This is a genomic window from Streptomyces incanus (assembly GCF_042656345.1).
In the GTDB taxonomy this organism is placed as follows: Bacteria; Actinomycetota; Actinomycetes; order Streptomycetales; family Streptomycetaceae; genus Streptomyces; species Streptomyces incanus.
This window is the reverse complement of the sequence record NZ_JBHSPC010000037.1, coordinates 66571-91229: the sequence shown is the minus strand read 5'-3', so window position 1 is coordinate 91229 and position 24659 is coordinate 66571. Positions and strand designations below refer to the sequence as shown.

The window sequence follows — 24659 nt, the reverse complement described above, 5'->3', positions numbered from 1 at the left end:
CCTTGTCGGCCCGGGGCGCCTGGGAAGTCGCTTGTCAGTGGCTCAAGCAGCACGACCATGGCAGCCGGTGGGCCGGTTGCCATAGGTAAAGAGGAAGGTCGGGTGCGTGAGCATGAATCCCAGTATGCCGCGGGGCTCCCGGCCGTTCAACACGAGCCGCATGCTGAGACGGGCCGTGTCGCGCGATGCTGCCGCGCGGTGCTGTGGCGCGGGCTTCGGAAGTGAGGGGGAGGGCATGCGCGTGTCTCCCGGTAGAATCGGGAGGCACCAGACTCCGCCCCACCGCCGGAAGGCACCTCGTGTCATCAGCGACTTCCGCTGCCCACGCGCCCGACACCGTCCTGGTCGTCGATTTCGGCGCGCAGTACGCCCAGCTCATCGCCCGTCGCGTCCGTGAGGCCCGGGTCTACAGCGAGATCGTGCCGAGCACCATGCCGGTCGCGGAGATCCTCGCCAAGAACCCGGCGGCGATCATCCTCTCCGGCGGCCCCTCGTCCGTGTACACGGAGGGCGCTCCCACCGTGGACCGCGCGCTCTTCGAGGCCGGCGTCCCGGTCTTCGGCATGTGCTACGGCTTCCAGCTCATGGCTCAGAGCCTCGGCGGTCAGGTGGACAACACCGGCTCCCGTGAGTACGGCCGTACCGGACTCCACGTCTCCAAGTCGTCCTCCACCCTCTTCGAGGGCACCCCGGAGGAGCAGGAGGTGTGGATGTCGCACGGCGACGCCTGCTCCGCCGCCCCCGAGGGCTTCGCCGTCACGGCGTCCACGGACGTCGTCCCGGTCGCCGCCTTCGAGGACGACGCCAAGAAGCTCTACGGCGTCCAGTACCACCCCGAGGTCATGCACTCCACGCACGGGCAGCAGGTGCTGGAGCACTTCCTGTACCGGGGCGCCGGCCTGAGCCCGGACTGGACCACGGGCAACGTCATCGAGGAGCAGGTCGCCGTCATCCGCGAGCAGGTCGGCGACCGGCGCGCCATCTGCGGGCTGTCCGGCGGGGTGGACTCCGCCGTCGCCGCGGCCCTCGTCCAGAAGGCCATCGGTTCCCAGCTGACCTGCGTGTACGTCGACCACGGTCTGATGCGCAAGGGCGAGACCGAGCAGGTCGAGAAGGACTTCGTGGCCGCCACCGGCGTCCAGCTGAAGGTCGTCGACGCGTCGGAGCGGTTCCTGGCCGCACTCAAGGGCGTCTCGGACCCCGAGGAGAAGCGGAAGATCATCGGCCGCGAGTTCATCCGGGTCTTCGAGCAGGCCCAGGCCGAGATCATCGCGGACGCGGGCCCGGCCGTGGAGTTCCTGGTCCAGGGCACCCTCTACCCGGACGTCGTCGAGTCCGGCGGCGGCACCGGCACCGCCAACATCAAGTCGCACCACAACGTCGGTGGACTCCCCGAGGACCTCGAGTTCCAGCTGATCGAGCCGCTGCGCCAGCTGTTCAAGGACGAGGTGCGGCGGGTCGGCCAGGAGCTCGGCCTGCCCGACGAGATCGTCCAGCGCCAGCCGTTCCCCGGCCCCGGGCTCGGCATCCGTATCGTCGGCGAGGTGACCAAGGAGCGGCTCGACCTGCTGCGCGAGGCCGATGCCATCGCCCGCGAGGAGCTCACCGGGGCCGGCCTCGACCGGGACATCTGGCAGTGCCCGGTGGTCCTGCTCGCGGACGTCCGCAGCGTCGGGGTCCAGGGCGACGGCCGGACCTACGGCCACCCGATCGTCCTGCGCCCGGTGTCCTCCGAGGACGCCATGACCGCGGACTGGTCGCGGCTGCCGTACGACGTCCTCGCGAAGATCTCGACCCGCATCACCAACGAGGTACGGGACGTCAACCGCGTCGTCCTCGACGTGACGTCCAAGCCGCCGGGGACCATCGAGTGGGAGTAGCGGTGCACGGTGGGGAGCACTCCCCGCCGGTCCCGATGGTCCCGCTGGTCCTTGTCAGGCCCGCTTGAGCGTGCGCACCGGCTCACCGGGCTTCCAGACCTGGACGACGAGATACGTCTCCTCCTCCACGTAGGTCCGTACGACCTCCGTCAACTCGGTGCGGAAGAGGTGGAACGGCTCCGGCGGTTCCACCTCTTCGGTGTACCTGTGCCGGATGTCCTCGTCCTCGACCTCGATCGCCCGCCCGCTGATCCGGGCGTCTCCGCCGCCCATGCCCGTGCCCGAGCCGGGGTTCGCCTGGAGCGCGAAGCGCGGGTCGCGGCGCAGGTCGAGCGCCTTGAGCGAGTCCGGCATCATGCCGAGCCACAGCTCGCCGTTCAGGAAACGCACCTCCAGGCCGGTGGTGCGCGGCGACCCGTCCTTGCGCAGGGTGGCGAGGACGTGGTGGGTGTACGTGGCGAAGCGCTCCTCCACGGTCTTCGCGAGTGCGGGTTCGGCGGCGGTGAAGGCCCCCCAGTTCGTGTTCATGGGCCGAGTGTGGCGCGGATACCGGACGCCTTGTGTCGGGTATCCGCCGAGTTCACCGGACGGAGGGACTCCGAATGCCGGCCTCCGGGAGGAGGCTCGGAAGGCGGCTTTCGGGAAGCGGCCTTGAGAGCCTCGGGAAGGTGGCCTTCGGCCGGCACGGCGGGCACCGTACGGAGCAGGGGGGTCGCCTTCGTCACGCCGCACCGGATCTTTACGGAACCGATCTGTCGTCCGTGGCTGCACGACGGTAACTTCCGCACCATGCGACCCCCCTTGCAGGAGGACTTATGCACGGTCAGACCCCGCCCCCGCTTCCGCCGTTACCCACCGACCGGCTGCGGTTCGCCATGCCGCCCATGCACGAGTCGGTCGAGGACGAACGCCGGCACCGCAAGGAGCGGCTCGCGGGCGCACTGCGGCTGTTCGGGCGGCTCGGCTTCGAGGACGGGGTCTCCGGGCACATCACCGCACGCGATCCCGAATTCTCGGACTGCTTCTGGGTCAATCCGTTCGGAATGCCCTTCCGGTACGTCACCGTGAGCGACCTGGTGCTGGCCAACCGGGAGGGGCGGGTCGTCCAGGGCGGCCACCACGTCAACCAGGCGGCGTTCACCGTGCACGCGCAGGTGCACACGGCGCGGCCCGACGTCGTCGCGGTCGCCCACTGCCACTCGGTCCACGGCCGCGCGCTCGCCGCCCTCGGTGACCTGCTCGACCCGATCAGCCAGGAGAGCTGCGCGTTCTACGAGGACCACGCCCTCTACAACACCTACAGCGGTGTCACCGTCGACGCGGACGAGGGCAGGCGCATCGCGGCCGCGCTCGGCTCCCACAAGGCGTTGGTGCTGCGCAATCACGGGCTGCTCACCGTGGGGGACTCGGTGGACGCGGCGGCCTGGTGGTTCGTGTCCATGGAACGCTCCTGCCAGGTGCAGCTCATGGCGAAGGCGGCGGGTCGGCCCGTCCCGATCGACCACCGGCAGGCGGCGGCGACACGGGAGCAACTGGGCGGGGACCTGGTGGCGTGGATCAACTACCAGCCGATGTGGCAGGACATCAGCCGAAGCGAGCCCGACCTGCTGAGCTGACCGGAGCGGCCAGGACCTGGAGCCTGCCCTGCCGGACAATACCGGACATAAGGGAATTCTGGCTGCCGGGTCAACACGGTGCCTCGGGCTTCACTCCCACTGACCGGACCTGCCGGGCGGGGAGGGTCGGACGTAGGGCACAATTCGCTGTCATTGCAGGGGGGGTTGCGCGTACCGGTGCAGGGGACCTGAAGCGTGATCGGGATCGTGAACGTGAATGTGGATGCGGGGAAGGCGGGCTTCGGGCGTGGCGGTGCAGGATGCGAGGCAGGGCGGCGCGGACGCGGGCGCCCACGAGGGCGGCTGCGCCTGCGGGGACTGTCCGCACGGAGTGCGTGAGGGGCATCGGCGCGCGGTCGCCGCGTTCCTGCTGAAACGCGAGGAGTTCGCGGCCGGGCACGGGCTGCCCGCGGCGGTGGCCCACTCGGCCTCCGCCTCCCGCCAGTGGGTCTCGGAGGAACTGGCGCAGGCCGCCGAACTCGTCGCCCAGCGCGGCCGGGCCGAGGGTGAGACCTGGCTGGCACGCGTGTGGCGCCGGACGGCGGTGGTGGTGTGGTCGGCGGTCGTACTGCTGCTCCTGTGCCAGGCGCTCACGGCGATCGGCCCGGGGTGGAGTGCCGCCCGCACGGCCGGGCTGCTGGCCGCGCTGGTGGTCGCCGGTGCGCTGACCGCGGCCTCGTGGTTCCACCGGGCACGCGGCGGGGTCCTGGCCCCGGTGATCGGGGAGGACAACCGCCTCTCCACGTCCCGCGCGGTGGCGGCGGCCTGGGTGCTCTTCCTGGCGTACGCGGTCCTGGTCCTGGTCGGACAACTGGCCGTCGCCTCCGATCACCGGGAGCGTGACGCACTGATCGCGGGGCTGGAACTCGCCCGCGGTGCGGGTGTGGTGACCGTCCTCGCCGTGGTGTGCGGGATCGCCGTGGTGGTGCGGCGGGTGGTCGGGCTTCGGGTGCAGGGGCAGCGGCTGCAGAAGGTGCGTGCGGACCGGCCCCGGGCGGCCGATCTGCTGACCGACGACGCGGGCCGGGGCGGCTTCGCCGACATCCAGTACGTCGTGATCAGCGGCGTCGCGCTGGCGTTCGCGGCGGTGCGGCTGGCGCGGCGGCCGGACCAACTGCCGGACCTGCCCTGGGGGCTCGCCGTGGTGGTGCTGGTGTCGGCGGCGACCTATCTCGCCGGGAAGTACGCGGAGGGCGGCCGGCCGGTGATCCTTTCGGTGGTGCGGGCGCGGGAGGCCGGTGACCTGGACGCGCCGATCCGGACCGGCGACGACATCGAGATCCGCGGCGCCGGCTTCGTGCCGCTGGGCGCGCAGGGAGCCGATCGGCTGGCCCGGATGGTCGTCCGGGTGGGGGCCGTACACGTCCATGTGCCGCTGGTACCGGTGGCGGGCGGCTTCGACAACCCGACGGACGCCCTGCTGACGGTTCCGGTCCCGGCGGACGTGGAACCGGGGCGGGTCGAGGTACAGGTCGTCACGGCAGCCGGGGTGGAGACGAACCGGTACGCGATCGACGTAACGGACTGACGGAGGAGAGGCATTCTTTCGTCGCTGTCCGGCGAACGTCCGAAAAAATCCGAGCGGTCTTGGATTGATCCGGTGTCGATTGCCGTACGTATGGTCTGTTGAGGGGGCTCGGTACGGCGGCGAGAGGCGGCAGACGGTGATGACTCACGGTATGCGAGTGGATACCCGCAGCCCTCATCTTGATGGCGACAGAGGTTGGCGGGACACCGTCACCCCGTACGCCCTCCTTCCCCTGCGGATCTTTCTGGGCGTCACCTTCATCTATGCGGGAATCGACAAACTCACCGACAGCGCGTTCATGAAGGACGCCGGGGCCGGGTCGATCGGCGACATGATGCGGGCCGTCCGCGATTCCTCGGCCATTCCCGCCCTGGTCGACATGTCCCTGAAGAATCCGGTCGCCTTCGGCTACGCCATCGCCTTCGGCGAGTTGGCCGTCGGGGTCGGAATCCTGATCGGTCTGCTCACCCGGCTGGCCGCCCTCGGCGGTGCGCTGATCTCCCTCAGTCTGTGGCTGACCGTGAGCTGGGCCGCTGAGCCCTACTACTACGGCAACGACCTCCCGTACCTGTTTTGCTGGATCCCTCTCGTGCTGGCCGGCGCCCCCCTCTGGTCACTGGACGCCGCCCTGCGGTCGCGACGGCGCCGGCGGGTGGGGGACTACCGGTAGGACCCTGCTCCTCGAACGGGCGGATCCGCCCCTTCACCCCCGCGGGTCCACAACCCGGACCCGCGGATCCGCCCGTCCGCCCCGACGGGTCTGTCCGCCCCGGCGGGGCAGGCCATCCGCATCGAGCCCGACCCGCCTTCCCGCCCGACCCAGCGGCCAGGTCGCCTCGCCGGACCCCTCGTCAGGTCGCCCCACCCAGTCGGTTCTTCAGATGGGCGACTTGGCACGGGCCTCCCGAGCTTCGGAGCGTTTGTGCCGACGTATCAGTCCCGTCACCGCGGACACCGATCCGGCCAGGCACAGACCGCCCGTGACGACGGGGATCACGACGAACCACGGTGTCTTCCAGGCGTCGCCCGCGTCGCCTGCGTAGAGCACTGCGGCGAGGGTCAGGGAGAGGCCGGTGATCAGCCTGCCGGGCTGGAACTCATGACGTAGCACGGCTCACCTCCGCCTGTCCCGCACCGACCTGGAGGTCCAGGTCGAGCGTCCCCGTCTTCTTGACGCCCGCGGGAGGCCGCAGGGTCACCTCCTTGTGCTTGCCCGGTGCCACGTCCACGTCCTTCTGCTTGTCGCCGGGCAGCTGGATGTCGCCCACTCCCACGTTGATGCTGAGCTTCACGGTCACGCCCTCGGGCACGATCACATGGATACGGCCCACACCGACGTCCGCCCGCGTCGACACGGTCTCTCCCGCCGGTACCCGTACCTTGGACAGATCCAGGGTGCCGGTGCCGGAGCCCAAGTCGTAGACCGGGCGTATCTGGGCGACCGAGGCGGGCTCCCAGGTGGTGCGCATCCACTCGGTGCCGATGTCCTTGGGCACGGCCGAGGAGGCGGCGAGCAGCCCCGCGGTGATGACCGCCAGGAGGATCGAACCCGCTCCGGTGCGGCCCAGGAAAGCACTGACCGCCAGGCCGATTCCGAAGACGGCGAGCGCACATGCGAGGCCGGTCTGCAGGCTGGTGCCGAGCGGCTGCTGCTCCCAGGTCAGGCCTGTGCCCAGGCCGGCCGCGAGCAGGGCGAGCAGGAAGATCCAGCCGCCGATCCAGCGGGGGCCGCGGGGGTTCGCCGCCCGGTGCTGGGTGGGGGAGTCGTCGCGGGCGGAGGAGTGGGGGTCGAGTCTGACGTTGATCACGGAGGCGATGTCCGGATCCCGGGAGCCCCGGGGGCCCCACAGATAGCCCGTGCCGCCGATGTGCGTGCCGTCCTTGACGATGGGATCGCGCCACCACGAGGAGAAGGCGGCGGGAACCGGCGGTGCCTGGGGCTCCGGTGGGGCGTCGGCAGCGGCCTGGGCGGCGAGGGGGTCGGGGCTGGGGGTACCGCGCTGCCGCGACCAGTACCCGGCACCGGCGAGCAGCAGGGAGAGCATCACGGCGAAGCTCAGCACCCCGCCGTTGTTCAGCATGGTGAGGAAGACACCGCAGCCGACCAGCGCGAAGAGTATGGCTGCCAGCGTGTGGCCGTCGACCCGGCCGGTCAGCAGCCTGCGGATCTCGTTCTCCTCCTCGCCCTCGTACGGGACGAGGAGCCAGGCGAAGCCGTAGAAGATGAGGCCGACGCCACCGGTGGCGGAGAGCACCGCCAGCGTGATGCGGAAGATCACCGGGTCCATGTCGCACTGCCGGCCGAGCCCGGAGCACACTCCGCCGAGCATCTGATGCCGGCGGTCGCGCCGGAAACGGTGCGGCGGCTCGGGCACGAGTGCCTCGCCGGGAGGGTGCGGAGCTCCGGCGGAGGCGGTCTCCCCGGCCGCCGTACCGCCTGCCGCGTCCGCGGCAGGCGCGGCGTCCCGCGGCCCGGCGCCCTCGGGAGGGCGCGGGCCGGAGCCTGGCCCCGGACCCGTCGCGGCGTGCTGGTGATCTGTCATGAGTCCATGGTGACGGGCGAGCCGCCGCGACGGCAGTCGGGATGACCCTGGCCGGACCCTGATATCGGCCCTGAGGGGTGTGGCCGGGGAGTGTTCAGGGGGGTCGGCTCCGGAGATCAGGGGAGTCTCCGGGGCCGACCCTGATGCCGCGGAACCAGGGGCCGTGTGACCATCAGTGGCATGTCGGAAGCCGCAGCAGCGCCACTCGCCGAGCCGCGGCCGCCGCGCAAGCTCTACCGCAGCAGTGACGGACGCTGGCTCGGTGGTGTGGCGCGGGGGCTCGCCGGACACCTCGGGCTGCCCGTGATCTGGGTACGGCTCGTCTTCGTCGGTCTGTTCATGGCCGACGGCCTGGGCGCACTGCTGTACGCCGCCTTCTGGTTCTTCGTACCGCTCGGGGTCGGCGGCGTGGAGGCGCAGAAGCCGCCTACGCTGGTCGCGACCGAGAGTTCGCCGGACGGCCGGCGCAGACTCGTCACCCGCAGACCGGACAAGGGCCAGATCGTCGCCCTGCTCCTCATGGTCGTCGTGGCCATGGTCTTCGTCGGCAATGTGAACCTGTCCAACGGAGCCAGGGCCTACCTCTGGCCGATCGTGCTCGTCGGCGCGGGCGTCGCTCTGGTCTGGCGGCAGGCGGACAACGCGCGCCGGGCCCGCTGGGTCGAGGTCGGCAGCCGCCGCCGCACGGTCACCCTGCTGCGGGCCGGCGCGGGCGTACTGCTGGTGACGGCCGGCGTGTCGGGCATCTTCGTCCTCCGGGGCTCCGGGGCCCACCTGGGATCGGTGCTCCAGGCGGCCCTCGCGGTCCTCGTCGGGGTCACGCTGCTCGCCGGTCCCTACCTCGTGCGCATGACGCAGGACCTCTCCGAGGAACGGCTGATGCGCATCCGTGCCCAGGAGCGCGCCGAGGTCGCCGCCCACGTCCACGACTCGGTGCTGCACACCCTCACCCTGATCCAGCGCAACGCCGACAGCCCGGGAGAGGTGCGTCGGCTCGCCCGCGCCCAGGAGCGCGACCTGCGCAACTGGCTCTACAAGCCCGAGGGCACCGGCAAGGACGAGGCCGACGAGCCCACCACCCTCGCCGACGCCGTGCGGCGCAACGCCGCGGAGGTGGAGGACAAGCACGGCGTCCCCATCGAAGTCGTCATCGTCGGCGACTGCCCGCTCGACGAGAAGATCGGCCCGCAGATGCAGGCCGCGCGCGAGGCGATGGTGAACGCGGCCAAGTACGGTGGCGAGGGGGGTGCCGTACAGGTCTACGCCGAAGTCGAGGGAAGGACGGTCTTCGTGTCCGTCCGGGACCGAGGCCCCGGCTTCGACCTCGACTCGATACCCGCCGACCGCATGGGTGTCAGAGAATCGATCATCGGCCGCATGGAACGCAACGGCGGCACGGCGCGGCTGCGCGCGGTGCCGGACGGCGGCACGGAGGTCGAGCTGGAGATGGAGAGGGCGGAGAACACGTCATGAGCGAGCCCACCGGGCCCACCGGGCCGACCGAGACGAACGGAACGGCCGGCCGGGCCGCTGAGTCCGCGCAGCCCACCGGCGGCGCCGGACGTCATGTGCGGGTCGTCCTCGTCGACGACCACCGCATGTTCCGCACGGGCGTCCAGGCCGAGATCGGACAGACCGAACAGACCGGCGTCGAGGTGGTCGGCGAGGCCGCGGACGTCGACCAGGCGGTCACGGTCATCACCGCGACCCGGCCCGAAGTCGTCCTCCTCGATGTGCACCTGCCCGGTGGCGGCGGCGTGGAAGTGCTCCGCCGCTGCGCCCCGTTGATGGGCGACACCGAGCAGCCGGTCCGTTTCCTCGCGCTGTCCGTCTCGGACGCGGCGGAGGACGTGATCGGCGTGATCAGGGGCGGCGCCCGCGGCTACGTGACCAAGACGATCACCGGGACCGACCTGGTCAACTCGGTCTTCCGGGTCCAGGAGGGCGACGCCGTCTTCTCCCCCCGCCTGGCCGGCTTCGTTCTCGACGCCTTCGCCTCGACCGACGCCCCGCCGGTCGACGAGGACCTCGACCGCCTCACCCAGCGCGAGCGCGAGGTGCTGCGGCTGATCGCCCGGGGATACGCGTACAAGGAGATCGCCAAGCAACTCTTCATCTCCGTGAAGACGGTCGAGTCCCACGTCTCGGCAGTCCTCAGGAAGCTCCAGCTCTCCAACCGCCACGAACTGACCCGCTGGGCGACGGCCCGCCGTCTGGTGTGACCATCTGCTGGGCGCGTACGCGATCACCCCATCAGGGTGGACCCGCCGGGAGGAGGGGCTGCACGCTGCTGTGTTTCCGTACGGCGAACGTACGGTCACTGCGCGATGAGCGGGAACTGTCCTTCGTCGTCCCACCGGACGAGGAGACTCCGTCTGTCACCTTGCCTCGCGCCGCCGCCCTCGCCCGCGAAGCCGTCCTCGCTGCCCGCGACCGTCGGCAACCGGCCGCATGCTGTCCGGAGTCGGTGCCACACCCGTAGGAACCGGCCTTCGGCCTGCCTGAAAGTGGCTCCCGATGCCGGCCGTCAGGCCACCCGGGCGGCTCCCGCGAAGGGCATCTCGGTGAGTGGGGCGATGCGGACCGTCGATCCGGAGTTCGGGGCGTGGATCATCTGCCCGTTGCCGATGTAGAGGCCGACGTGGGTGATGCCGGAGTAGAAGAAGACCAGGTCGCCGGGGCGGAGTTCGGACCGTGCGACACGGCGGCCGGCGCTGATCTGGGCGTAGGTCGTGCGGGGCAGGGACACGCCCGCCGAGCGGTACGCGGCCTGGACGAGGCCCGAGCAGTCGAAGGCGTGCGGGCCGGTGGCGCCCCAGACGTAGGGGCTGCCGAGCTTCTGGTAGGCGTAGGAGACGGCGTCGGCGGCTCGGGGGCCGGGTGCCTGGGAAGTGACCGAGTCCGGGGCGGAGTCGGGGGCGGCCGGGCCGGTGCGCTCCGTGCCGCCGTCGGTGCGTTGCGTGCGCTGCTCGGGTGTCAGCCGGGACAGCAGACGGCGTGCGGCGTCCAGTTTGCCGGCGACCGTCTTCTTGTGCCGCTTCAGCTCCGCCTGACGGGACATCAGTGAGGTGAGTTCGAGGCGGGCGGCACCGCGCAGTTGCTCGATCTCGCGGAGTTGCTCGCGTACGCGTCCCACGGCCGCGTTCTGGCGGCTGCCCGCCCGTTCGGCGAACGCGGCGCCGTCCAGGTAGCCGTCGGGGTCGTCGGAGAGGACGAGTTGCAGGGCGGGATCGAGACCGCCACTGCGGTACTGGGCCGCCGCGACCGACCCCAGCGCCGCCTGTGCGGAGTTGAGGCGGTCCTCCTCGCGGGCGGCCTCGTCCTGCAGGTCGTGCAGCCGCTGCCTGGCCGACTCCGCCTTCTCCTTCGCACCGTTGTACTTCTCGGTGGCGGCCTCCGCCTCCTGGAACAGCGTGTCGGCCTTGGCCTCGACCTGCCCCGGTGTCAGCTGGGGCTCGGCGTGCCCCGTCCCGTCGAATCCGGTCGCGGTGGCCGCGCCGGCGAGGGCGAGCGTGACGGCCCTGCGGGTCCTGCCGCCGCCCATCAGGAGCTGTCTGGGCTTGCGGTGTGCTGCCACGTGGACTCCACGTCCTTTCCCGACGACCGCCCGGTCCGTGTGGACGGGCGGCCGGAGGACTCGGCCGCCGCACCTTGCGGACGGTGGTGTCCGGCTGCCGCCCCTGGTCCGGGCGGCGGTGGGGAGCCGGTCACCTGCGGGAGGACGCTATTCCGGACCCTGACGGCCTAGTGACGGGTTGATCGGAAGTGACGTGAGCGGATCGTTGGGTGAGCGTTGAAGAGCGAAGGCGTGGGACGCGGCCGTCGCCTTCCGTCAGCGCGATGATCAAAGTGCCGAATGAGAGGCGGGACAGTGGTCCTGGGTGTTATGCGGCGTGCCGGACCAGGAGGCCGGAGGACCGGGGCGGTGTCGGGTGGCGAGCGGGGGCCTCGTTAGGCTCCGGCCTCATGGACGTACTCATCCACCTCTTCGTCGGCCTGCACATCATCGGCATCGCGTCGCTCCTCGGCGGCTTCCTCACCCAGATGAAGGCGATGGGCCGGGGCACCGCGCGCTTCGTCCCCGCGATGCTGCACGGTGCGCTGACGATGCTGGTCACCGGCGTGGTCCTGGTCGGGCTGAACCAGGCGCAGGACTATTCCGTCGACAACATAAAGATCGGCGTCAAGCTGGCCCTGCTGATCGTGATCCTCGGCCTGGTCTACGTGAAGCGGGACGACGAGAAGGTGGACAAGGGCCTGTTCGGGCTGGTCGGTCTGCTGACCACGGTGAACATCTTCATCGCCGTGCTCTGGACCTGAGGAGTTCCCGCACGGGTCCGGACGTGATCGCGGCCCGCGCCGAGGTCACCGCACCGACGGCGACCACCAGCCAGACGGCCACCGCGGCCCATAACAGCACACGCCCCGGGCCCTCGATCCACGGGAGGCCGACGGCGGCGGACGCGGACAGCGTCGCCGCCGCCGTCATGCCCAGAGGGAACACGGTCGCCCAGCGCCGCGTGTCGTACCGCGGCCGCGGCCGGACGGCCTCGCCGACCAGCAGCACGCCGTACCAGGCCAGATCGAGCACCAGCAGGCCTACGGTCATCACGCGCAGGACACCGAGCTCGTCGTCGTTCCACAGATACAGCCGGGCACTGTCGGCGGCGAGCAGCTCCGCCCCGGCGAGCGCCGAGATGGCGATCGCACCGCCCGCGACCCAGTGGTCCCCGGCCCCCTCGATCACCTGCCGCAGGTCGAAGCGGAACAGGGCGAGGGCGTAGAGCACCAACCCGAACCAGAACAGCACCAGTGCCACCCGCGCCAGCCAGGCCGCCGACTCGGCCGCGGCGAGCGTCGCGGCCAGGACGGTGAGCCCCTGCGTGGCCACGCAGCACAGGAACACCGATCCGGGCATGCGCGGGCGCCAGCCTCGTACGACCAGGACGAGCAGCGCCGGCCAGAGCACCGTGGCCAGCGCGAGCAGCGCCCCGGCGAGGGCGTCGTGGCCCAGCGCGGACACCCGTGTGCCGAGCACGGTCGTCGCGGCGACCGCGGTGAGCGCACCCGGAGTCTCCGCCTCCGTCACCCATCGCTCCCGTTCCCACAGCAGCCGCAGGGTGAACTCCGCCGCCAGGCCCAGCCAGGCGGCGCAGGCGAGCGCGAGGAGGATCAGCGAGAGGACCTCCCACCCCGCCAGATGCAGGGCCACCGACACGATGCCGGTCGCCATCACAGCAGCGCCGGCCGCCGGGGGACGCTGCGCCCACCAGGCGCGGAAGGGAGAGACGGGGAGGACGGGAGGGGCGGACATGGGCCGATGCTAGAAGAGCCCGCCGCGCCGGAAGGGTTCACCGCGCGGAGACCGGCCGGTCACCGCACGGGTGGCGTCAGCACATGGAGTACGGCACCGCACCGGGGTCGCATCACACCGCATCCACACCGCACCGGGCCGTATCCCGGCCGTGCCTGGCGCCCTCAGGCCGGGCGGACCACGCTGTGGATCGACGACTCGCCGTCGTAGAAGATCGACTCCTCGCGGACGTAGGTGCCGGGCTTCGGCGCGTGGATCATCATGCCGTTGCCGATGTAGATGCCCACATGAGTGATGTCGTCGTAGAAGAAGACGAGGTCACCGGGCTGGGCCTGGGACACCGGAACCGTGGTGCCGGCCTCGACCTGGTCGTAGGTGGTGCGGGGGAGGGAGACCCCGGCGGCCTTCCACGCGCCCTGGGTCAGGCCCGAGCAGTCGTAGGAGCCGGGACCGGTGGCGCCCCAGACGTAGGGCTTGCCGATCTGCGCGCGGGCGAAGGAGAGGGCCTTCTCGGCCTTGGTCGCGTACGAGGAGTCCGTCGAGGCCGACGGCGTGGTCGACGTCGAGCCGGAGGAATCGGAAGAAGTGCCGTAGGAGCCGCTCTCTTCTTCCCGCTGCTGTTGCCGCGCCCCCTCCTCGGCCTTCTGCTGCTCCGCCTGCTGCTGGGCGAGCTCGGCAGCCTCGCGGGCGGCCTCTTGCTGCTTCTTCTCCTCGGCCGCCGCGAGCCGCGCCTTCTCCTCGGCGGTCAGCTTCGACATCAGCTCACGCGCGGTGCCGAGCTTCTTCTGGACCGTGGCCTTGGCGGTCTTCAGATCGTCCTGCGACTCGGTGAGCATCGCGAGGCTCTCGGTGGCCTCCTTGCGCTTCTCCATGGTCTCGGACTGCTGGGTGACGTAGTCGTCGACCGCTACCTTCTGGCGGCCGGTCATCCGGTCCATCAGCTGGTTCTGGTCGAAGAAGTCCTGTGGGGATTCCGAGAGCAGGAAGGTCGCCGTGTCGGGGACGCCGGCACCGGTCCGGTACTGGGCGGCGGCGATGGAACCCAGTTCCTCCCGCGCCTCGTTGAGCGTCTGGGTGCGCTTGGCCACGTCGTCGAGGAGGGCGTCGACACGCTTGCGCTGCTTCGCGGTCTGCTCCTTGGCCGCGTTGTACTTCTCGGTCGCCGACTCCGCCTGGCGGTACAGGTCGCCGACCTTCTTCTCGACCTCTTCCAGGCTCGGCCGGTCGTCGTCCGAGGTGGCGGCGTCGGCCGTCTGGGAGAGGAGGGCGACGGAGGTGAGGGCCGCCGTGGCGAGAGCGGGGGTCCGTATGCCGGTCACGCGCGTACCCGGGGTGCGCGACTTGCGGTGCGACGCCAAGGGAGGCGACTCCTTCCAACGTTCCGCCGCGGGGGAGCGGCAGGGGCTCCCCGGCCGTCCTGGCCCCAGGGAGGTTCGGGAGGGATGTGGGCGGGTAGACCGGAAGGGCTGCCCTACGGCTGCTCCGGGGAGGGAGCGGGCCGGTTCATCCCGGGTTCCCGGTGGATCCCCGGCTCCGGCTGCCGCGGCGGCAGCGACGGACTCGGCGGAGGCCGCTCGCCCGGCGAGGTTCGCCGGTGGGGGTCGCACGGCCCGCCCGAACCGTAGCCAACCCATGCGCCTCGTGTGAAGGTTGATGGGTGATATGCCCGATACGTTTTCGTGACCTTCTTCGTCACGTCACCCAGGGTGAGGGTGTGGTCCTCGAGGGTGGATGCACGTCCGGTCACCGGACGCGGGACGGCGGCGGTCGCCGGAATACGGGGATGTTCTCGGGGTGGCCGAAGGTTGTCAGTGGGGCGCCCTAGACTCGGAGGGCGATGAGCAGCCTCTTTGACGACAGCTTCCTGGCGGACCTCCAGGCCCGGCGCGGCCCCGCGGAGGAGCCCCCGCCACCACCCGAGGACGATCATGTACCGGAGCAGGTTCCGGATGATCTGTTCGGCGGGAAGTTCGACGTGCCGCCGGACCGGGACACCCACTACCGCGACGGCGCCCCGCGCCCGGTGCTGGACCCCGCGGCCCTCCTGGAAGGGCTGAACGACAACCAGCGCGCCGCCGTCGCGCACTCGGGCTCCCCGTTGCTCATCGTGGCCGGCGCCGGCTCCGGAAAGACGCGCGTGCTCACGCACCGCATCGCTCACCTGCTCGCCGCGCGGAGCGTCCACCCGGGCCAGATCCTCGCGATCACCTTCACCAACAAGGCCGCCGGCGAGATGAGGGAGCGCGTCGAGCAGCTCGTCGGCCCGCGCGCGGGTGCGATGTGGGTGATGACGTTCCACAGTGCCTGTGTGCGCATCCTGCGCCGCGAGAGCAAGAAGCTCGGCTTCACGTCGTCGTTCTCCATCTACGACGCCGCCGACTCCAAGCGCCTGATGGCCCTGGTCTGCCGCGACCTGGACCTCGACCCGAAGCGCTTCCCGCCCAAGTCCTTCAGCGCCAAGATCAGCAATTTGAAGAACGAGCTGATCGACGAGGAGGACTTCGCCGCGCAGGCGGGCGACGGCTTCGAGAAGACCCTCGCCCAGGCCTACGCGCTCTACCAGTCGCGGCTGCGCGAGGCCAACGCCCTCGACTTCGACGACCTGATCATGACCACGGTCAACCTGCTCCGGACGTTCCCGGACGTAGCCGAGCACTACCGCCGTCGTTTCCGGCACGTCCTCGTGGACGAGTACCAGGACACCAACCACGCCCAGTACGCCCTCGTGCGCGAACTCGTCGGCATCGCCGAGCGCCCCGCGGGGCACCCCGACGGCGTACCGCCGAGCGCGGACGACCTGCCGCCCGCCGAACTGTGCGTGGTGGGCGACGCCGACCAGTCGATCTACGCCTTCCGCGGCGCGACCATCCGCAACATCCTCCAGTTCGAGGAGGACTACCCGGACGCGACGACGATCCTGTTGGAGCAGAACTACCGCTCCACGCAGACGATCCTGAGCGCCGCCAACGCCGTCATCGAGCGCAACGAGTCCCGCCGCCCCAAGAACCTGTGGACCAACGCGGGCAGCGGCGCGCAGATCACCGGATACGTCGCCGACACCGAGCACGACGAGGCCCAGTTCGTCTCCGACGAGATAGACCGTCTCACGGACGCGGGCGAGGCCAAGGCCGGTGACGTCGCCGTCTTCTACCGCACCAACGCCCAGTCCCGTGTCTTCGAAGAGGTCTTCATCCGGGTCGGTCTGCCCTACAAGGTCGTCGGCGGCGTCCGCTTCTACGAGCGCAAGGAGGTCCGGGACGTCCTGGCCTACCTGCGGGTGCTCGCCAACCCCGAGGACTCGGTGCCGCTGCGCCGTATCCTCAATGTCCCCAAGCGGGGCATCGGCGACCGTGCGGAGGCCATGATCGACGCCCTCTCCCAGCGGGAGAAGATCAGTTTCTCCCAGGCGCTGAAGCGCGTCGACGAGGCGTACGGCATGGCCGCGCGCTCCACGAACGCGGTCAAGCGGTTCAACACGCTGATGGAGGAACTCCGTACGATCGTCGAGTCCGGCGCGGGCCCGGCGACCGTCCTGGAGGCGGTCCTGGAACGTACGGGTTACCTCGCCGAGTTGCAGGCGTCCACCGACCCGCAGGACGAGACCCGGATCGAGAACCTCCAGGAACTCGCCGCCGTCGCCCTGGAGTTCGAGCAGGAACGCGGCGAGGGTGCAGTGGCATCAGGGGCTACCGCCCCGGGGAACACGCTGGCCGACTTCCTGGAGCAGGTCGCCCTGGTCGCCGACTCCGACCAGATCCCCGACGAGGACGAGGACGGCTCCGGCGTCATCACCCTGATGACCCTGCACACCGCCAAGGGCCTGGAGTTCCCGGTCGTCTTCCTGACCGGCATGGAGGACGGCGTCTTCCCGCACATGCGCGCCCTGGGACAGACCAAGGAACTGGAGGAGGAGCGGCGCCTGGCGTACGTCGGCATCACGCGCGCTCGTGAGCGGCTGTACCTCACCCGGTCCACGCTGCGCAGCGCCTGGGGACAGCCGTCGTACAACCCGCCTTCGCGTTTCCTGGAGGAGATCCCGGCCACCCATCTGGAGTGGAAGCGGACGGGAGCGACGGCGCCCGTGTCCTCCGGGCCGGTGTCCGGGATGGCGGCCTCGCTGTCGTCGTCCCGGTCCCGCTCGTCGGCGTCGGGTGCGTCCGGCTTCGCCACGCGCCGGGCCGCCGAGAAGCCGGTGGTGTCGCTGACGGTCGGGGACCGGGTTACGCACGACCAGTTCGGGCTCGGCACCGTCGTCGCGGTGAAGGGCACGGGTGGCAACGCCGAGGCGACGATCGACTTCGGGGACATCAAGCCGAAGCGGCTGCTGCTGCGGTACGCGCCGGTCGAGAAGCTGTAGGTCGAGAAGCTGTAACCGGGAGTCCGGCACATCCGGAGCCTTCGCTGCTGCTGAGCGGCGAGGGCTCGCGGGTGACGCACAGGGTGAGGCGGGGCACGGGCGGGGACGGGCGTCTGCCCGGGATCGGTCCGACGGTCGGCCTGCGACGCTCGGCCGATTCTGCTTCCGGGACGGGCAGCCCCCCGACCACGGCCGGTTCTACGACAGCCGGACGGTTCTACGACGGCCGGACGGTTCTACGACGGCCGGACGGTTCTACGACGGATCGAGGCCGTGGCTGCGGAACCACGCCAGGGGGTCGATCGCCGAACCGCCGGCCGGACGGACCTCGAAGTGGAGGTGCGGGCCGGTCGAGTTGCCCGAGTTGCCGGAGAACGCGATCGGCTGACCGGCCTTCACCGTGGTGCCGGAGGGGACCTGGTAGCTGGAGAGATGGCAGTACCAGGTCTCCGTGCCATCCATCGCCGTCACGATCATCATGTTGCCGTAGGCGCTGTTGTACTGGGTACGGACCGTGCCGTCGGTCGCGGCCATCACCGTCGCGCCGTACGAGACGGGGAAGTCGATACCGCTGTGCACGGACATCCAGTTGATACCGGACTGGCCGTAGTAGGCGCTGAGGCCGTGCTGCGCGACAGGGAGCGCGAACTTCGGGCGCAGCCGCTCCTGGCGGGCCGCCTCCTCGACCGCCGCCTTGCGATCGGCCGCCTGCTGTTCCTTCAGGTCGATGCGCTCCTGGGTACGGCTGGCCCGGTCGGCGAAGTCGTCCGCCCCGGCGGAAAGGATCTCGAGCTGGGTGTCGAGCTGGTTGTTGGCCACGGCGGGCTGTACCGGCTGCGGGTCCGCGGCGGTCGTCCTGGTCTCCTGGCCGCCGCCTTCCTCCGCGAGGTCGCCGACCGAGGCCGCCGCGATACCGGCGACACCCATGACGCACGCCGAGGGCACGGCCACCGTCAGCAGCGCGGAGCGCTTGGCGGGCGTACGGCGGCGGGAACGGGACCCGCCACGCGACGCCGTGCGCGGCGAGGGGACGGGGACCGGGGCCGGCTCCTCCTGCTCGTCGAGCAGAGGAGCCACCGCGGGCAGCTCACCGGTGTCACCCGAGGAGTCCTGATCGGGCCGGTACGGATCGTCGTGGACGTTCTCGTGGGAGCCCGGCTCGTGCGACTCCTGCTCGTAGGCGTTACGGCCCGATTCACCGGATTCCTGCGCGGGGGCCTGGGAATCGAAGGCAGAGGAACCAGGGGCCTGCGAATCGAGGGTCGGGGCGGTGGAGGTGGCGGACGCCTGCGGAGCGGGGTGCTGTTCGAACGTGGCCGTGGCCTGCTGGTCGAAAGGCACGGCCTGGTGTTCGTAGGGGTCCGCGTAGGCGTCGGGGACCGGTGCGGCCGCGCTGCCGTCGGAGTTCCACTGCGTGGCGTCGTAGGCGCCGGTGTCGAAGGTCTGGGTGCCCCAGTACCACTGCTGGGTCGGATCGGCGGCGCTCTGGGCCTGGTCGGGTCGGAGCCACGCACCGGAGTCCCACTGGCCGCTCGTGTCGGGTGCCGTGGCCTGCCGCGGCACCTCCGGTGCCTGCTGCTGCCCGGTGGTCCAGGCGGTCGCGTCGTAGCACCCGGTGTCGTAGCCGACCTGCTGCTGAGTCGCGTACGCGTCGTAGTGCGAGGTGTCGTGGCCTGCGGGGGACCACGTTCCGGTGGCATTTCCGGTGGCGTACGACCCCTGGTCGTGGCCGTTGCCGGGGAAGTCGGCGAAGAGGGGGTCGGCGGGGAAGGCCGTGGTGGCGGGGCCGCCGGTTTCCGATCCCGTGGGGGCGAAACCGCCTGCGTCGTAGCCGCCGTACATGGTGAAGTCGCCGTACTGGGCTTCCGGGGTGCCGTACGACGCGTAGTGCGCCGACGGGGGGTCGGAAGCCGGGGCCGGGGCCATGGTCCCCGACGGGTGACGGTCGTTCACCAACTTCTCTTTCGCCTCGACAACAGGGGCTGCCAGAGCAGTGCGGCGACTGTACCCGGCGGTATGCGGGCGCGACAATCTTTCGCAGGTTTCACGCGCGCAGGAAACGGGCATTCGGTTGTGTTTTGGCGGGGGGTAGGCGCGGTCTTGGCTTTGTGTTCGAAATTCGTTCGAGATTTGTTGGGGTTCACGTATTCAAGTAGGCAGGGCGGGGCTGTCGTTGTTCGGGTGGGCACGTGATGTCGCCGCGGTTGCCGAGGACGGATGGTCCGGGCGTGTCGGGCGGAAGCGAGGGTGGGGTCAGGTCACCGTCAGGCCGTCCGCGCGTGGCCGGTAGTGGGTTCCCCGGGGCGCGCCGTGTCCAGTGCCTGCCGTATGCCGGAGGCCACAGCGGGGTGCACGGGCAGGGCGAGGTGGCCGACGCCGCTCACTCGCACGTTCTGCGCGGTGAGGTCCGGGTGCTCGATGCGAGCCGCTTCCAGCGGGTCCATGATGTGGTCGAGGTCGCTCCAGAAGGCGACGAAGTGCGTGCGGCAGCCGGGCGCGGGACGGGCGAGCTCCTCGAGCAGCGGTGAACCGGGGCGCATCTGGCGCACGATCGGGTGCGCGTTGGCCAGCGGCGCGACGCGGGTGCCGGAATGGGGGGTGCCCAGCGTGACCAGGGTCCGTACGCGGCTGTCACCGCTCAGGCGCTGCACGTAGTACCGCCCGATCAGCCCTCCGAGGCTGTGCCCGACGACATCGACCCGGTTGCTGCCGGTGCGCTCGCACACTTCCTCGATGTGCCGGCCCAGCAGCTCGGCCGCGACGCGGATGTCGCACGTCAGCGGAGAGTAGTTGAGCGACTCGACCCGCTGCCGGCCGTGCTGGGCGAGGCTGCGGCGCAGCAGGAGGAACACCGAGCGGTTGTCGATGAATCCGTGCAGCAGCACGACCGGGGGGCGGGCCTCCGTCGGCAGCTTCGCGGTGCCGTCCGGTGCGGGGGGTTCGGGGATCGTGTCCCGCCGCTCCTGCGCCATGCCGACGGGATAGAGGAGGGCATGGCCCGCGAGGATCGCGAGTTCCAGGGCGGTGGCTTTCAGCAGGGCGGTGGAGAGGACCGCCGGCCGGTTCGGCGCCAGGCGCCGGCAGAGCGGCAGAAAGGGGAGTGCTGCCTCCGTGACCTTCATGGCCGACCTCCTGTCGGCACGCGGAAGAACGGCTCTGTCCCCCGTGTGCCCTCATGGGGCTCGCGACGAAAGCGGTCGACGTCGCGCGCGGCAGGCGCTTGGTGCGGCCGTGGTGTACGGCGGCCTCGTCGTGAAATCCCTTATGCGCATGTTCCCACTGATGCCCGTGTGGCGCATGGGCGCGAGGTCCGGATCCCGGGCCCCGCAACGGTGTGCGGTGAACGTGTCCCTCTGTGTGATTTCCCCCTCGGTCCGCACCGTGAAACCGCCGGTTGCGGGATGCTGGCGATGACGTGCGTTCACTTCCCCGGCCGGCGCGGACGAGGGTGCCCGTACCGCGGTGGCGCAGTCGGTGCCGTGGGCGGCGGAGTGTGCGGTACCCGCGAGGGGTATCGGACGACTGATGTGTGCGGTATATGTCGGTACGGATGGATCTAGTCGCTTCATGGAGGCAGTGATGGGTGTGGCAGCCGGTCCGATCCGCGTGGTGGTGGCCAAGCCAGGGCTCGACGGCCACGATCGCGGGGCCAAGGTGATCGCGCGCGCCCTGCGCGACGCCGGTATGGAAGTCATCTACACCGGGCTTCACCAGACCCCCGAGCAGGTCGTCGACACCGCGATCCAGGAGGACGCCGACGCGATCGGCCTGTCCATCCTCTCCGGTGCGCACAACACGCTCTTCGCGGCGGTGATCGACCTGCTCGAGGAGAGGGACGCGGCGGACATCCTGGTCTTCGGCGGCGGGATCATCCCCGAGGCGGACATCGCGCCGCTGAAGGAGAAGGGCGTGGCGGCGATCTTCACCCCGGGGGCGACGACCGCGTCGATCGTGGACTGGGTCCGCGCGACCGTACGGCATCCCGCGGAGGCGTAGGATCTGCCGTCCGGATCAGGCCGGGCTCGCAGGGTCTGGCGCCGCGCCTAGGCGCGTCGCTGTCGGCCCCGAGGCCTCGCCCCCGCCCTGTGGCGGGTGCGCGGTCCGGGTTCGGCGGATGGTGACGGGGGAGCGTGTCAGGGCTGGGCGGCCGGGTTCAGTTCCGCCAGCATCGCGGCGCGCAGGCGCAGGGTGGTGACCAGTCGCTGGAAGGCCTCCGACCAGTAGCCACCGGCACCCGGTGAGGCGTCCTCCGGCTCGTCCGGCACGGCCAGGAGCGCATCGAGGTGACTCGCCTCCAGGGGATCGAGGCAGCGCTCGGCCAGCCCCATGACCCCGCTGAAACTCCAGGGGTAACTCCCCGCGTCCCGTGCGATGTTGAGAGCGTCCACCACGGCACGCCCGAGCGGCGGTGCCCACGGCACCGCACACACGCCGAGCAGTTGGAACGCGTCCGGCAGCCCGTGTGTCTCGATGAACCCGGCCACCCACTCCGCCCGTTCGGCGGCAGCCAGAGTGCCGAGCAGCTTGGCGCGCTCGGCCAGGGACACCGCCCCCGGGCCGCCCGCCTCCGCGGCGGAGGGCTCGCCGAGCAGTGCCTGTGCCCACTCGGCGTCCCGTTGGCGCACCGCCGCGCGGCACCAGGCCGCGTGCAGCTCGCTTTGCCAGTCGTCCCCGACCGGCAGGGCCACGATCTGCTGCGGCGTACGCCCGCCGAGTCGGCGCGACCACGTACCCAGAGGCGCTGCCTCCACCAACTGCCCCAGCCACCAAGACCGTTCCCCCCGGCCCGCGGGAGCCTTGGCCACCACGCCGTCCCGCTCCATGCCCGCGTCGCACTCGTGCGGCGCCTCGACCGTGAGCATGGGAGCGTCCCGCATGTGGTCCACGGCCACGCATGCCCCGGCCCGGACCGCCATACGCTGCGCGAGGGCCGAGCCGGGCAGCGCCGAGAGCAACTCGGCGGCCGTCGCCCGTACATTGCGGCTGCGGTCGGCGAGCGACTGCTCCAGGAACGGCTCGTCGTCCGGGCCGAGGCGGGTGCGCAGCGAGTCGAGGAACATCAGCCGGTCCTCGGCCCGCTCCGTCGCCCAGGTCGTCGCGAGCAGTGCGCGTGCGACGGCGGGCTCGCGGGAGCGCAGTGAGGAGAGCAGGGTGACCCGCTCCGCGAAGAGACCCTCCTGCCAGAGCCGCAGGACTCGCTCCGTGGTCCCGGGCCCCGGCAGCGACGTGTCCCCACCCGGCGCCGAGCGCAGGGCGAACCGCCAGTCCGGGTTGAAACGGGCCAGCCACAGGCCCCGCGGCCCCGCGAGCCGCAGGGCCGCCGGCCGTAGATCCGTACGCCCCCGCGCGGCGTCGAGCAGCGCGGGCAGCGCCGGCGGGGGCGCCGCGAAACCGTGGGCGTTCGCTGCCGCGAGCCACTGGGGCAGCAGCTCCAGCAGATCCGGTGCCGCACCCCGGCGGCCACCGCCGGAGGCGCCGGAGCGGTCGGTGAGCAGCATCGTCAGCCGGCGGACGGCGGCGGGCGGCAGCTGGGGGCGCGGGTCCTCGGGCGCCGGCCGCGGACGCTCGGCCGCCCTGGCAGGGCGCAGCCCGGCCCGGCGCCGTACGGTCGCCGCGGCCGCTGCGTCCAGCAGGGCCGCCGGGGCGTTCGCACCGGAGGCGGAGCCCGCCGGAGTGCGGCGATCCGTCCCCAGCAGGGCGGTGGTGACGAGGTCCTCCCAGACGTCCGGGAGGGACGAGGCCGCCGAGGCCGCCGAGCTCGATCCGTCCGAGGTGTCCGTCGAGCCCGCGGTGTGCGAGGCCGGGCCGGAGGAAGCGGTGGCGTGCGGGCCGGACGGTGCCGCGGCGGTGACGGTCCTGTTCACGAGGTTCCTTTCCGGCGGACGTCAGCAAGGGGCCGAGGGGTCTCGCGCACCGGGTGTGCGGCGATGCCCGAGGAGCGGCCGGGGAGGGGCCTGGAGAGGCGGCTCAGCACAGCGGCACCACCTCTCCAGACCCCTCCGGCCAGGCCGACAGAGGGGTGAATCCCCGGTGGCCGCACTCGCCGAAGACCTTGACCGGAGCGCCGCCCGAGAGAGCGACGAGACGCCACAGGCCGGGACGGGAACGCGCGGCCGGGGTGAGCGGCAGGGCCGCGTCCTCGTCCGCGTCCGCGAGCTGCCAGGAGTCGCCGTCCGGGACCGGTATCACCCGGCCCAGGGTCACCGGCACCGAATCCAGCCAGGGATCGTCGCGCAGCGCGTCGCCGTACCGGGCGGTGGCCAGGGTCGTCGTCGTCCCGGGGGGCCGCTCGGCTGTGGGGGCGGGCGGCGCGAACCGCTCGCCCAGCGCCGCCCGCGCCTGCCCCGCGCCCGGATAGGCGGACAGCTCCGCGTCCAGGGCCAGCCCCACCGGCAGCGCCGGTTCGGGGGCACGCCCCGCGGCGCCGTAGGAGAGGAGCAGCGAGGTGCGCCGCGACTGTGTGCCGTACAGCCAGATCCGGCGGGTCGTCAGACGCGCGTCCGCCGTGTCGTACTGGGCGAGGACCAGCCAGCGGTCACGCACCGGCGGACCGTCCGCCGAGGCCTGCAGGCCGATGCGGGAGCGGACCGTCGCGGCCAGGCCCTCCGGCAGCCGCTCGCGACGCAGCCAGCCCTGATCGAGGAGGTGGAGCAGCGCGCACTCCTCCAGCAGCCGGGCCGGCCAGCCCGGACCCGTGCCCGGAACCGCCCCCAACTCGCGCACCCTGGCGGCCAGTCCCTGCGCTTGAGCGTCGACCATCCGGGCCGCCGTCTCCTCCCACAGGCCGTACCCGGACTGCTCCGCCATGGCCAGCCCGCCGCGGAGCAGGTCCGCCAGCCGCTGCTCCAGCTCCGACGCACCCGCCGTGACCCGCTCGGCGCGCCGCTCCGCCCTGCGCCGGGCCGCCTCCGGATCGGCGGGCCCGGACGAGGAACCCGGCGGGGAGGCCGTGGCCTTCTTCCGCTCTGCGCGCCCGCGCCTGCCCTCGATCCACTGACCGGCCCACTCCGGCACCTCCGCCTGCGGCACCGCCCCTTCGTCGCCCGCCCAGAGCAGCAGCAGACCGAGCGCGTGTTTGCACGGGAACTTACGACTCGGGCAACTGCACTTGTACGCGGGCCCGGAGACGTCCGCGAGGTCGACCACCGTCCGGTACGGCTTGCTGCCGCTGCCCTTGCACAGCCCCCACAACGCCCCCTCGCCCGAACTGCCGGCCTCGGACCACGGACCGGCTGCGCCGAGTCTGCTTCCCGCCTTGCGCGACGCGGTGTCGGGCGCCAAGGCCAGCACCTGGTCCGCGGTCCGGCGCACCCCCTGCAAAGTCATGCCATCGAAGGTAGATCCCACCACTGACAATCGGCCCAGCGATTGCGTTTGCCCAGGTCACAGCGATTGTCAGTGATGTGGTGCAGGGTGGTCAC

The 24659-nt window shown here is 71.4% G+C and carries 18 protein-coding genes and 1 pseudogene; 9 read left to right on the top strand and 10 right to left on the bottom strand.

What is annotated here, in order from left to right:
* Positions 1–299: 299 nt before the first annotated feature.
* Complete coding sequence (gene guaA, locus ACFP2V_RS14710; protein ID WP_381211205.1) at positions 300–1880, top strand: glutamine-hydrolyzing GMP synthase; 1581 nt, start codon at positions 300–302, stop codon at positions 1878–1880.
* A 54-nt stretch (positions 1881–1934) separates the two neighbouring features.
* On the opposite strand, the gene ACFP2V_RS14705 is transcribed toward guaA, so the two are convergent.
* Positions 1935–2408 carry a pyridoxamine 5'-phosphate oxidase family protein gene (locus ACFP2V_RS14705; RefSeq protein WP_381211202.1) on the bottom strand — a complete coding sequence of 158 codons (474 nt, stop codon included), beginning with the start codon at positions 2406–2408 and terminating at the stop codon, positions 1935–1937.
* 287 nt (positions 2409–2695) lie between these two features.
* Here ACFP2V_RS14705 and ACFP2V_RS14700 point away from each other — a divergent pair, with 287 nt between their 5' ends.
* From ACFP2V_RS14700 to ACFP2V_RS14690, 3 genes are all read left to right on the top strand, one after another.
* Complete coding sequence (locus tag ACFP2V_RS14700; protein WP_381211199.1) at positions 2696–3496, top strand: class II aldolase/adducin family protein; 801 nt, start codon at positions 2696–2698, stop codon at positions 3494–3496.
* Positions 3497–3743: 247 nt separating this feature from the next.
* Positions 3744–5024 carry a hypothetical protein gene (locus tag ACFP2V_RS14695; RefSeq protein ID WP_381211196.1) on the top strand — a complete coding sequence of 427 codons (1281 nt, stop codon included), beginning with the start codon at positions 3744–3746 and terminating at the stop codon, positions 5022–5024.
* A gap of 139 nt (positions 5025–5163) precedes the next feature.
* On the top strand, positions 5164–5694 hold the full coding sequence (locus tag ACFP2V_RS14690; RefSeq protein ID WP_381211193.1) for a DoxX family protein: 531 nt from the start codon (positions 5164–5166) through the stop codon (positions 5692–5694).
* Between the two features lie 207 nt (positions 5695–5901).
* On the opposite strand, the gene ACFP2V_RS14685 is transcribed toward ACFP2V_RS14690, so the two are convergent.
* Together ACFP2V_RS14685 and ACFP2V_RS14680 are read right to left on the bottom strand one after the other, a co-directional pair.
* Complete coding sequence (locus ACFP2V_RS14685; protein WP_381211190.1) at positions 5902–6135, bottom strand: hypothetical protein; 234 nt, start codon at positions 6133–6135, stop codon at positions 5902–5904.
* Positions 6122–7567: a PspC domain-containing protein gene (locus tag ACFP2V_RS14680; protein WP_381211187.1), complete on the bottom strand. Its 1446-nt coding sequence runs from the start codon at positions 7565–7567 to the stop codon at positions 6122–6124. The genes ACFP2V_RS14685 and ACFP2V_RS14680 overlap by 14 nt, the downstream gene beginning before the upstream one ends.
* A 180-nt stretch (positions 7568–7747) precedes the next feature.
* Here ACFP2V_RS14680 and ACFP2V_RS14675 point away from each other — a divergent pair, with 180 nt between their 5' ends.
* Together ACFP2V_RS14675 and ACFP2V_RS14670 are read left to right on the top strand one after the other, a co-directional pair.
* The gene (locus tag ACFP2V_RS14675; RefSeq protein ID WP_381211184.1) at positions 7748–9040 is read left to right on the top strand and encodes an ATP-binding protein; all 1293 of its coding nucleotides are present in this window, start codon (positions 7748–7750) and stop codon (positions 9038–9040) included.
* A complete protein-coding gene (locus tag ACFP2V_RS14670) occupies positions 9037–9789 on the top strand; it encodes a LuxR C-terminal-related transcriptional regulator (protein WP_381211181.1) in 753 nt (250 codons plus the stop codon). The genes ACFP2V_RS14675 and ACFP2V_RS14670 overlap by 4 nt, the downstream gene beginning before the upstream one ends.
* A gap of 305 nt (positions 9790–10094) precedes the next feature.
* Here ACFP2V_RS14670 and ACFP2V_RS14665 read toward each other — a convergent pair whose 3' ends face one another.
* Positions 10095–11144 carry a C40 family peptidase gene (locus ACFP2V_RS14665; protein ID WP_381211178.1) on the bottom strand — a complete coding sequence of 350 codons (1050 nt, stop codon included), beginning with the start codon at positions 11142–11144 and terminating at the stop codon, positions 10095–10097.
* Positions 11145–11533: 389 nt separating this feature from the next.
* Between ACFP2V_RS14665 and ACFP2V_RS14660 the strand changes: the two genes are divergently transcribed.
* Positions 11534–11887: a hypothetical protein gene (locus tag ACFP2V_RS14660; protein ID WP_381211175.1), complete on the top strand. Its 354-nt coding sequence runs from the start codon at positions 11534–11536 to the stop codon at positions 11885–11887.
* Here the strand turns inward: ACFP2V_RS14660 and ACFP2V_RS14655 are convergent.
* Both ACFP2V_RS14655 and ACFP2V_RS14650 read right to left on the bottom strand, forming a co-directional pair.
* Positions 11865–12881 carry a tellurite resistance/C4-dicarboxylate transporter family protein gene (locus tag ACFP2V_RS14655; protein ID WP_381211172.1) on the bottom strand — a complete coding sequence of 339 codons (1017 nt, stop codon included), beginning with the start codon at positions 12879–12881 and terminating at the stop codon, positions 11865–11867. The genes ACFP2V_RS14660 and ACFP2V_RS14655 overlap by 23 nt on opposite strands.
* A gap of 164 nt (positions 12882–13045) precedes the next feature.
* Positions 13046–14239, bottom strand: a complete 1194-nt coding sequence (locus tag ACFP2V_RS14650; protein WP_381211169.1) for a C40 family peptidase — start codon at positions 14237–14239, stop codon at positions 13046–13048.
* Positions 14240–14718: 479 nt separating this feature from the next.
* Here ACFP2V_RS14650 and pcrA point away from each other — a divergent pair, with 479 nt between their 5' ends.
* Entirely contained in the window at positions 14719–17238 is a 2520-nt protein-coding gene (gene pcrA / locus ACFP2V_RS14645; protein WP_381211166.1) for a DNA helicase PcrA, read from the top strand.
* A gap of 255 nt (positions 17239–17493) precedes the next feature.
* Here the strand turns inward: pcrA and ACFP2V_RS14640 are convergent, their stop codons facing one another.
* Both ACFP2V_RS14640 and ACFP2V_RS14635 read right to left on the bottom strand, forming a co-directional pair.
* A complete protein-coding gene (locus ACFP2V_RS14640; protein WP_381211163.1) occupies positions 17494–19305 on the bottom strand; it encodes a peptidoglycan DD-metalloendopeptidase family protein in 1812 nt (603 codons plus the stop codon).
* Positions 19306–19491: 186 nt separating this feature from the next.
* Positions 19492–20360 (bottom strand): annotated as a pseudogene (locus ACFP2V_RS14635) (esterase/lipase family protein).
* Between the two features lie 457 nt (positions 20361–20817).
* Here ACFP2V_RS14635 and ACFP2V_RS14630 point away from each other — a divergent pair.
* Positions 20818–21234: a cobalamin B12-binding domain-containing protein gene (locus ACFP2V_RS14630; protein ID WP_381211160.1), complete on the top strand. Its 417-nt coding sequence runs from the start codon at positions 20818–20820 to the stop codon at positions 21232–21234.
* A 137-nt stretch (positions 21235–21371) separates the two neighbouring features.
* On the opposite strand, the gene ACFP2V_RS14625 is transcribed toward ACFP2V_RS14630, so the two are convergent.
* Positions 21372–22934 (bottom strand): DUF5691 domain-containing protein, encoded by a 1563-nt coding sequence (locus tag ACFP2V_RS14625; RefSeq protein ID WP_381211474.1) that lies wholly within the window; start codon positions 22932–22934, stop codon positions 21372–21374.
* Positions 22935–23205: 271 nt separating this feature from the next.
* The gene (locus ACFP2V_RS14620) at positions 23206–24564 is read right to left on the bottom strand and encodes an SWIM zinc finger family protein (protein ID WP_381211157.1); all 1359 of its coding nucleotides are present in this window, start codon (positions 24562–24564) and stop codon (positions 23206–23208) included.
* Positions 24565–24659 lie beyond the last annotated feature (95 nt).